8 protein-coding genes are annotated in these 10,218 nt (G+C 61.7%); 1 reads left to right on the top strand and 7 read right to left on the bottom strand.

Annotation, left to right across the window (positions count from 1 at the left end):
• Nucleotides 1-104 precede the first annotated feature (104 nt).
• From AC1DUU_RS12590 to AC1DUU_RS12605, 4 genes are all read right to left on the bottom strand, one after another.
• A complete protein-coding gene (locus AC1DUU_RS12590; RefSeq protein ID WP_476783758.1) occupies nucleotides 105-638 on the bottom strand; it encodes an RrF2 family transcriptional regulator in 534 nt (177 codons plus the stop codon).
• 246 nt (nucleotides 639-884) lie between these two features.
• Nucleotides 885-1,277 (bottom strand): nuclear transport factor 2 family protein, encoded by a 393-nt coding sequence (locus AC1DUU_RS12595; RefSeq protein ID WP_476783759.1) that lies wholly within the window; start codon nucleotides 1,275-1,277, stop codon nucleotides 885-887.
• A gap of 13 nt (nucleotides 1,278-1,290) precedes the next feature.
• The gene (gene preA / locus AC1DUU_RS12600) at nucleotides 1,291-2,604 is read right to left on the bottom strand and encodes an NAD-dependent dihydropyrimidine dehydrogenase subunit PreA (protein ID WP_476783760.1); all 1,314 of its coding nucleotides are present in this window, start codon (nucleotides 2,602-2,604) and stop codon (nucleotides 1,291-1,293) included.
• Nucleotides 2,605-2,615: 11 nt separating this feature from the next.
• Nucleotides 2,616-3,968 carry an NAD(P)-dependent oxidoreductase gene (locus AC1DUU_RS12605; protein ID WP_476783761.1) on the bottom strand — a complete coding sequence of 451 codons (1,353 nt, stop codon included), beginning with the start codon at nucleotides 3,966-3,968 and terminating at the stop codon, nucleotides 2,616-2,618.
• Between the two features lie 268 nt (nucleotides 3,969-4,236).
• On the opposite strand from AC1DUU_RS12605, the gene AC1DUU_RS12610 reads away from it, so the two are divergent.
• Entirely contained in the window at nucleotides 4,237-5,013 is a 777-nt protein-coding gene (locus tag AC1DUU_RS12610; protein WP_476783762.1) for a VOC family protein, read from the top strand.
• Nucleotides 5,014-5,289: 276 nt separating this feature from the next.
• Here AC1DUU_RS12610 and AC1DUU_RS12615 read toward each other — a convergent pair whose 3' ends face one another.
• The 3 genes from AC1DUU_RS12615 to AC1DUU_RS12625 form a co-directional block, all read right to left on the bottom strand.
• Nucleotides 5,290-6,231 (bottom strand): IS110 family RNA-guided transposase, encoded by a 942-nt coding sequence (locus tag AC1DUU_RS12615; RefSeq protein ID WP_476783763.1) that lies wholly within the window; start codon nucleotides 6,229-6,231, stop codon nucleotides 5,290-5,292.
• A gap of 831 nt (nucleotides 6,232-7,062) precedes the next feature.
• On the bottom strand, nucleotides 7,063-9,195 hold the full coding sequence (locus AC1DUU_RS12620; protein ID WP_476783764.1) for a dipeptide ABC transporter ATP-binding protein: 2,133 nt from the start codon (nucleotides 9,193-9,195) through the stop codon (nucleotides 7,063-7,065).
• A gap of 228 nt (nucleotides 9,196-9,423) precedes the next feature.
• A partial coding sequence (locus AC1DUU_RS12625) for an ABC transporter permease (RefSeq protein ID WP_476783765.1) occupies nucleotides 9,424-10,218 on the bottom strand: 795 nt, incomplete at its 5' end.

The raw sequence follows: 10,218 nt of genomic DNA on the forward strand, positions 1-10,218 counted from the left end.
GTGCAGCAGGCTGTGCTCGAGCCCGCATTCGTTGATTGCGCTGTTGAGCGAGACCAGAAGCTTCGTCAGCTCGGGTGCGGCAGTGTAGAAATTCAATCTGGGTTTCATGGCATCTTCCTTTCGTTGACGGTCTTTGCCTTGGAGTTCTGCGGCCGCTGGTTGAGCGCCACGAAGGCGCAGCTGGCGGCGACGATGCGCTGGTCTGCGGTAGCGTTGAAGTCGGCGACGATGTCGGCGAGCCTGGTTTCAGCGAGTGCTGCGCGATAGGCTCGCTCGGCCTTGAGCATGGCGACATTGATGCCACAGGGCTTCACGTAGGCTGACGGGTCAAGCGCGTAGCTGCCCTTTTGCCTGATCTCGCCGCAGCGAAACGCCGGCTCCCTGCCCTCGATCGCCAGAACGACGTCGAGCAGTGTGATTTTTTCCGCAGTTCTTGCCAGGCGGTAGCCGCCGCTCGGCCCCGGCACCGACTCGAGGATCTTTGCCCCCGTCAGCGCCTTGAGATGCTTGAGCAGATAGCTCGGCGACAGCCCGAAGGCTTCCGCCATGACATTGCCGGGCAGCGTGCCATCGCCTTCGACGCCGGCCAGCATCGCCGCGCAATGGATCGCTGACTCCACGCCATCACCAAGCTTCATCGCCATCTCCTTGATCGTGGATAGTCCATATCGTGGATAAAAATTGTCCGCAATAGGCGCGACGACGAATTTCGTCGGTGACGATGCCTATCGGTTGAGAAACATACGCTTAGCCTGCCGGCTGCCACAGCTCGACGGGATTACCTTTGCTCGGCCCACGTGAGCGAAAGAAAAAGCCGCCGATGCCGAGTACCTTTTCCATTCTCCCATCATCCGGCCACAGCAGGCCGAGATCAAGCAGAGGGTTTACTCGGTGTCGAGCGCGCCTTGCTTGCTAGCAGGCGTCACGTGACTGAGCACGCATTTCCAGCCTGCTCCGCTGCGCACGAACACATCGGTGGTCCATTCGTCCGCCGAGAACGGCTGTCCGCTGAAATGACCGCTGTTGACCACACGGGCGGTGTAGACCGCAGTCGTGCCGTAGAACTCGACCCTGATATCGCCGACGGCGCGCATCATGTCGTGGGTCAGATCGCCCGACCGAACCATGGCGAGGAACCCCGTCTTTCCAGTCGCGCCATCCTGGCCGACGATGACCCAATCGTCGGTCATGAAGTTGCCTATGGCGGTGGCGTCGTTGGAAACGATCGCCTCCGCCCAGGCAAGAGCGAGTTCGATGATCTCGCTCCTGTCATCCACGGCCTGCCGCTCCCTACTCCGCCGCCGCCTTGGCCATCGGGTTGTTGGGGTGCGTCGTCCAGTTGGCATAGTTGGGCGAAACCGGCTTGCCGGTGCGCTTGTCCATGGCACCAACGGCCAGCGGCTCCATGGTGATGCAGTTCTCGACCGGGCAGACGTTGACGCAGAGATTGCAGCCGACGCACTCTTCCTCGATCACCTCGAAATGCCTGACGCCGTCGACCATGCTTGATATCGCCTGGTGCGAGGTGTCCTCGCAGGCGATGTGGCAGCGGCCGCACTTGATGCAGGCATCCTGGTCGATATGCGCCTTGGCGACATAGTTGAGGTTGAGATACTGCCAGTCGGTGACGTTGGGCGTGGCGCGACCGACGATGTCGTCGAGCGAACGGTGGCCCTTCTCGTCCATCCAGTTTTCGAGACCGGCGATCATCTCCTGCACGATCTTGAAGCCGTAGGTCATCGCCGCCGTGCAGACCTGCACGTTGCCAGCGCCAAGCGCCATGAATTCAGCCGCGTCGCGCCAGGTGGTGATGCCGCCAATGCCCGAAATCGGCAGGCCAGCGGTCTCGGGGTCACGCGCGATCTCGGCCACCATGTTCATGGCGATCGGCTTGACCGCCGGGCCGCAATAACCGCCATGCGAACCCTTGCCGTCGATTGTCGGCTCAGGCGCGAAGCTGTCGAGGTTGACGCCGGTGATCGAGTTGATGGTGTTGATCAGCGACACAGCGTCGGTGCCGCCGGCATGCGCTGCGCGTGCCGGCTTTCGCACGTCGGTGATGTTGGGCGTGAGCTTGGTGATGACGGGCATGCGGGTGTTTTGCTTGCACCAGCGCACCACCATCTCGATGTATTCGGGCACCTGGCCGACGGCGGCCCCCATGCCGCGTTCCGACATGCCGTGCGGGCAGCCGAAATTGAGCTCGATGCCATCGGCACCGGTTTCTTCGACCACCGGCAGGATCGCCTTCCAGGCGTGCTCTTCGCACGGCACCATCAGCGACACCACCATGGCGCGGTCGGGCCACTCCATCTTGACCTGCTTGATCTCACGCAGATTGGTCTGCAGATCGCGGTCAGTGATCAGTTCGATGTTGTTGAGGCCGAGCAGGCGGCGATCAGCGCCCCAGATCGCGCCGTAGCGCGGGCCATTGACGTTGACCACCGGCGGGCCTTCCTCACCGAGCGTCTTCCACACGACGCCGCCCCAGCCGGCCTTGAAGGCGCGGATGACGTTGTAGGCCTTGTCGGTGGGTGGCGCGGAGGCCAGCCAGAACGGATTGGGCGACTTGATGCCGACGAAGTTGTTTCTGATATCTGCCATCTTGTCCTCCCTTAGCCGATCAGGGCGCGGTTGATGGATTCAGCCGCGTCGCGCCCTTGCGCTACGGCCGAGACGGTCAGGTCGTCGCCTCCTGATATACAGTCGCCGCCGGCCCAGACCTTGTTGAGCGACGTGCGTCCCTCCCCATCGACCTTGATACGACCAGCCTCCATCGCGATCGAAGCGCCGCCGCCGTTGAGTGACGAAGGTTCGAAGCTTTGGCCGATCGCCTTGAACACCTGATCGGCGGCGAGCCTGACGATTTCACCTGTGCCAGAGAGCCTGTCGCCCTTCATCGCGGTGTATTCGAGCTCGATGGCAACCACCTTGCCGCCGTCCGATACGACCTGCCTGGGCTGCAGCCAATGCCGAATGACGACGCCGTTGGCAGCCGCGAGATCCTGCTCAAAGCCGGAAGCATTCATATGCTCCTGGCCACGGCGGTAGCAGATCGTCACCTCTTCCGCGCCGAGTAGCTTCGACTGCACGGCAGCGTCGACGGCCGTCATGCCGCCGCCGATGACGACGACACGGCGACCGACCGGCAGGCCGGATAGATCGCTCGACTGGCGCAGTACGGAGATGAAGTCGACAGCGTTGGAAACGCCGTTGGCGTCCTCGCCTTCGGCGCGCAGCGCATTGACCCCGGCAAGGCCGAGGCCGAGGAACACTGCATCGTAGGACGCGATGAGATCGGCGAGATGGTAGTCGCGGCCGAGCGCCTTGCCGTTTTCAGTTGTGATTCCGCCGATTGCGGTAACGTAGTCGACTTCGGCCTGAGCGAAATCGTCGGTGCTCTTGTAGGCGGCAATGCCATATTCGTTGAGGCCGCCGGCCTTGGGCCGGGCTTCCAGGATGGTCACCTCATGGCCGTAGCGGGCGAGCCGGTGAGCGGCGGCGAGACCTGCGGGACCAGCGCCAACGACGGCGATCTTCTTGCCGGTCGGAGCGGCGCGCTCGTAGAACTGCTTGCCCTGCTCCATCGCCACATCGGTGGCATAGCGCTGCAAGCGGCCGATCTGCACCGGCTTGCCTTCGGCGACCTCGCGGACGCAGACCTCTTCGCACAAGGTTTCGGTCGGGCAGACGCGCGCGCACATGCCGCCAAGGATGTTCTGGTCGAAGATGGTCTTGGCCGACCCGAGCGGATTGCCGGTCGAGATCTGGCGGATGAACATCGGGATGTCGATCGATGTCGGACACGCCGTCATGCACGGCGCATCGTAGCAAAAGTAACAGCGATCGGACTCGACCAGCGCCTCGTGACGGTCGAGAGGCGGGTGCAGATCGGAGAAATTCTCGGCGTATTGAGCTGACTCAAGGCGACCGCCGACGATGCCTTCCTTGAAAAGACCTTCTGCCATTCCAGTTCCCCAGTTTATTCTAATTTTGAGGAAGCGTAGCACGTTCAAATTTTTTATCAATTGGTCAATTTTCAAGCTAACTATTTGAAAAGCCTCAAAAATAATATGAATTTTGTTGTCAGGATTTATCCCAAATACTTGCTGTGCCCTCAGGAAGTTTTGGCCAGCTGTCGAAAATCCGCCAGGGTCCGCGTCTTATGATAGCTCTGCCGCGCCACGGCGATCCATGCGCCAACGAAAGACGGCAGCAAACGCAAGGGAGCCAGACATGCCCCGTACCCCGCAATCCTTCTTCTGGTACGAATTGATGACGACCGACGTCGACGCCGCCGAGGCCTTCTACACGGCCGTAGTGGGTTGGCGGGCCGAGCCCTTCGACAAGGCGCCCGACATGCCGCGCTACATCGTGGTCAATGCCGGCGACCGCGGCGTCGGCGGCCTGATGGACCTGCCGGAAGATGCCAAGAAGATGGGAATGCCACCCGCCTGGATCGGCTACATCGACACCAAGGACGTCGACGCTTCGGTGGCATCACTGACAAAGGCCGGCGGTTCCGTTTTCAGGGCACCGGACGACATTCCTGAAGTCGGGCGGTTCGCCGTCGTCGCCGATCCGCAGGGTGCGGTTTTTATGTTCCTGCAGCCGAAAGGCCTCGACCAGCCGGCAGTGCCGCTGGATACGCTGGGCCATGTCGGCTGGCACGAGCTCTACACGACCGACTGGCGCCAAGCGCTCGAGTTCTATTCGAGCCAGTTCGGCTGGGGCAAGGACGACCAGTTCGACATGGGAGAGATGGGCATCTACCAGATGTTCAACGCCGGCAAGGGCATGATCGGCGGCATGATGAACAAGCCCGAACAGATGCCGATGCCGGCCTGGCAGTTTTACTTCAACGTGTCATCGATCGACGCAGCGGTACAGCGCGTGACGGATCACGGCGGCAAGGTTCTGATGGGGCCGATGGAAGTGCCCGGCGGCCAGTGGATCGTGCAATGCCAGGACCCGCAGGGTGCCCATTTCGCCTTGCTGGCGCCAGTGAGGTAGGGCGAACTCACCGTTCCTATCGCGCCCGTCATCCCGGCCGAGCAAAGCGAGAGCCGGGATCCATTGACCGGCGCGGCCGGGATCTCAGTTCGCGCAGCTTGCGAGAGGTGCGCCAAGACGAGCACCCGGCCGTGCTCGACGCGACGATCCAGTCAAGCTTATTCACGGCCACGCTCGCTTTCGCGCCTGGCCTCTGTCAAAGAGCACTCCCATTTTCGGGAGGTAGTTCGGGAAGCGGGGCGCGAGGCCGTGCCTTCCGATTAGTTTCCGTTGTGATCAAGCCCGTTTTTCGGCCCATAGGCGGTCGGCTTTGATGAGCGCGTTGGCCATCACGATGAGCTTGCGCATAAGGGTGACCACAGCGACCTTCGCCGGTTTCCCGGAGGCAATGAGGCTTTGATATTTTGCTCTGAGATCTGGATTGTAGCGGGCGGCAACGAGGGCGGGCATATAAAGTGCACGCCTTACATTGGCTCTTCCCCCTTGAATGAAACTGCGGCCTTTCCATTGTCCCGACTGACGGGTGACCGGAGCAAGGCCGGCAAGAGAAGCAGCCTGCTTGGGGTCGAGTGTTCCCAGTTCTGGCATGGTAGCGACTAGCTGATCGGCGGTTCGTGGACCAATCCCGGCAATACTCGAGATAATTTGGTGCCGCCGGGCTAACTCTGAGTCGGCTGCGACGATAGTCGCTAGTTCGGCATCGACCTGTTCGATATGCCGCTCGATCTGATCCAGGCGCTTTTTGTGCTGACGCTTGAGGAGAGGCAGCGTCAGGTTCTTCGCTTGATTTTGCAGCGCGATCTTATCGCGGACCAAGCTGTCGCGCGCACTGATCAATTTCGCGAGTTTCGCTTGTTGAGGCGTACTTGCGGGACGCACAGGAGGCTGGAGCGTCGTTGCCATACGAGCCAGAATGGCTGCATCAATTTTATCCGTCTTGGCCAGAGTCCCTGTCGCTTGTGCGAACCGTCTTGCGCGGGCCGGGTTCAGCTTGACGCATGGCAAATCGGCCAAGGCCTGCTCGATCTGCCGGTGATAAGCGCCAGTAGCTTCATAGGCGATCCGATCAATCGGCCATTGCCCGAGCCAATCTATCAGGTTCCTGTGGCCCTTGGCGGTATTGGTGAATTGCTGCCCGCAGCCGGCGGGAAGGACATAGACATCAAGGGTCGCTTTTGAGACGTCGATGCCGACCGTTTGGGCTAAGAGGTTGTCCATCTTTTCCGCTGTCCTACTCTTGTCATCCGGGCCCGAAGCCCTGGTTTCCGTCCAGGTCTGGTGGAAAAGAAAGGGGTGATCACACTAATCGACGGTCCTCGAAGACCGAGACAACTTCGATCCATCCCCTTCCGCCCGATCCGAGGTGGCCACCCCGGATCGGGCATCTCTCAATGCCAAAAACCGGCAGAAAAGTCATAAGACAAGATATTAACTGGCGCGACCTCGCGCCCCGCTCGGTGTCTGTCCCAAGGTTGGCCGGTCACAGCGCCGCTCCATGTACATTCCATGGACAATCGCCGCGGCTTTTCCGCATTTCCCCGCCGCGCAGCATTCCATTTGCGGAACCCTGCACCGGAAAACGCCGGCCTGTCGTCGGGCCCTCGGAGCCACGGATACCGACACCGTGGCGGGAGGTCACCGCCGCCCTTCCTGATACCCGGTGCGCACCAGGTCCCGTAAGGRCGATGGGKGAATGATACGGCAGCTTTGGCAGGGTGTGGAAAAAYSGGSSCGGCTATCCACGCTGGTTGCTGACAGATGATGACAGCCAATCGCCTTTGCAGAGATCCTTCGCCCCCCTCTGCCCTGCCGGGCATCTCCCCCTCAAGGGGGGAGATTAGTCGCCTCGGCTTCGCGTCATGTCCAGCAACGGCGCAGGAAATTCTCTTATGACGTTGAGGATAGGCGGAGCGCCTATGAATGCCTGATCTCCCCCCTTGAGGGGGAGATGCCGGCAGGGCAGAGGGGGGTGCGAAGAAATGAGATGGTTTTGAAAAACCGGAAACCAGTAGCCAGGAAAGCAAACCCGTGGAGAACCTTTCCTCCCGCCTATGCCTCCGGCGTGATGTCGTGTGCGCCTGACGCTGCACCCTTGCCCATACTGATGACCGGCTCCATGGCATCGAAGGCGCTGGGCGGCAGGTGGCACTTGATCTGGTGGCCGTTGCCCATTTCGCGCACTGGTGGGACCTGCGTATCACAGAGATTGCCCGGCACCTGGCTCTTGTAGCGGCAGCGGGTCTGGAACGGGCAGCCAGACGGCGGGTTCATCGCCGAGGGAATGTCGCCGTCGAGCACGATGTGCTTCTTGACCACCGAGGTGTCGGCAATCGGGATCGCCGACAAAAGCGCTTCAGTGTAGGGATGATAGGGCGGCGAAAATATCTGGTCGGTCGTGCCCTGCTCCACGACATGGCCGAGATACATCACCACCACGCGGTCGGCGATGTAGCGCACCACGGATAGATCGTGGCTGATGAACAGCATCGTCGTCTTCGACTTGCGCTGGATGTCCATCAAGAGTTCGGTGACCGCCGCCTGGACGGAGACGTCGAGTGCCGACACCGGCTCGTCGGCCACCACCACCTTGGCCTCGCCGGCGAAGGCGCGGGCAACGCCAATGCGCTGTTTTTGCCCGCCCGAGAGCTGGCGCGGCATGCGTTCGGCAAAAGCGCGCGGTAACTTGACCAGGTCGAGCAGTTCCAGCATGCGCTGCGTGCGGTCGGCGGCCGTCTTGCCGATCTTGAACTTTTCCAGCGTGCGGATGATCTGCGATCCCACCGAATGGCTCGGGTTGAGCGTGTCGAACGGATTCTGGAACACCATCTGGATCGCCGAGACGGTGGCAACGTCGCGGTCCTCGATGCCGGTCGACTGGATTTCCTTGTTGCCGAGCAGAACCTTGCCGGAGCTTGCCGTCTCGAGCCCGAGCAGCACCTTGGCCAGCGTCGACTTTCCGCAGCCGGATTCGCCAACGATGGCGACGGTCTCGGACTCGCGCGCCACAAAGCTGATGGTCTCGTTGGCCTTGACGACCCTGCCCTCGCCGCCGGCGCCGAAGACCTCGTTGCCGCCGACGCGGTAATACTTCCTGAGATCGTCGATCTTAAGCACTGGCGCGCCCGGCTTGACCGGCTCGTGTTTCTTTTCGGCACCCGGTGGCATTGCCGCCCAGTCGATCTCGTTGAAGCGCACGCAGCGGCTGAAATGGCCCTCATTTCCGGCAACCGGGATCATCGGGATTTCGTCGGCGTTGCACAGGCCTTCGACGAAGTGGTGGCAACGCGGGCCGAAATTGCAGCCCTTGGGGCGCTGGTGCGGCAACGGCAGCTGGCCGGGAATGGCGACCAGCGGGCGCGAATTCTTGTCCGCACCTGGCAGCGGGATCGAGCGGAACAGCCCTTGCGTGTAGGGATGGCGCATGCGGTCGAACACGTCCTTGATCGACCCGGTCTCGACCGCCTCGCCCGAATACATCACCGTGATGCGGTCGCAGGTCTCCAGGATCAGGCCGAGATTGTGCGACACGAAGATCATCGAGGTGCCGAACTGCTTGCCTAGGCCCTTGACCAGCTGGACGATGCCGGCCTCGACTGTGACGTCGAGCGCGGTCGTGGGCTCGTCGAGCAGCAGCAGCGCGGGCTTGGACAACAGCGCCATGGCGATGACGATGCGCTGCTGCTGTCCGCCGGAGAGCTGGTGCGGGAACGAGCGCATCATGCGCTCGGGGTCGGGCAGCTTGACGGCCCGGACCAATTCGAGCGCACGTTTGTAGGCCTCGTCCTTCGACACCTTGTCGTGGATCATCGGCACTTCCATCAGCTGCTGGCCGACCTTCATCGCCGGGTTCAGGCTGGCCATCGGCTCCTGGTAGATCATGGCGATCTTGTTGCCACGGATGGAGCGCAACTCTTCTTCGGACATGTCGCCCATGTCCTTGCCCTGGAACTTGATACGACCGCCGACGATCTTTCCGATGTTGGAGAGGTCGCGCATGATGCCGAGCGAAACGGTCGACTTGCCGCAGCCGCTCTCGCCGACGATGCCCATCGCCTCGCCGGGCATGACGGTGCAAGAAAAGTCCATCACCGCCGGGATTTCGCCGCGCCGGGTGAAAAACGAGATGGAGAGGTTTTCGATCTCGAGGATAGGTTCGGTTGGATTGGTGACGACCTCGTTCATTGCGGTCTCCTTTCCAGGTAGCTCTCCGTCCCACCCCCCTCTGTCCTGCCGGACATCTCCCCCTCAAGGGGGGAGATCAGCAGCCTCGGCCCCACGCCAACTTTGCAATGGCGAAGGACGATTCCAAGCGGCGCAAATGACAGCCTGATCTCCCCCCTTGTGGGGGAGATGTCCGGCAGGACAGAGGGGGGCGCGAAGGTGCTAATTCTGGTCAGCATCGTCTGCCCCTCAATCCTTCATCGACTGTTCGCGCAGCGCATCGGCGAGAAGGTTGAGGCCGAGCACGAAGGACATCAGCGCGATTGTCGGCGGCAAAGCCGGGTGGATGAAGGAGCGCAGCAGGCGGCTCGCGTCCTTGATCGCGGTGCCCCAGTCGGGACTTTCGGGCGCGAGGCCCAGTCCGAAATAGCCGAGCGTGCCGAGCAGGATGGTGGTGTAGCCGATGCGCAGGCAGGCATCGACGATCAGCGGCCCGCGCGCATTAGGCAGGATCTCCCACAGCATGATGTACCAGGGCGTCTCACCGCGTGTCTGGGCGGCGGCGACATAGTCGCGCGTCTTGATATCCATGGTCAGGCCACGAACGATACGGAACACGCCGGGGCTGGAGGCGAAGACGACGGCGACGAAGATGTTGAGCTGGTTGGGCTCGATCGAGACGATGCCGAACGGGTCGGCATTGAAGACAAGGCCGGCATAGATCCAGCCGCCAAACAACAGCGTGATGCCGAGCAACAGATAGATGCGGTCGGGCCGGGCCTTGAAGCGGGTGTAAAACAGCACGGAAAAGAAGATGATCGGGAACAGGAAAAACAGCCCGGCCAGTGCGTAGGGTATGGGCGTGTCCATGATTCCGGGCGTGACCAGAAGGTAAAACAGCAGGATCACCGGGAAGGCCAGAACGAGGTTGGCGAGGAACGACAGGACGGAGTCGATGCGACCGCCATAGTAGCCCGCCGGGAGGCCGAGCGTGATGCCGACCATCAGCGCGAACATGGTGGCGGCGGGTGCGATGATCAGCAC

The sequence above is a fragment of the Aminobacter sp. P4_H6_2 genome (genome assembly GCF_056400805.1).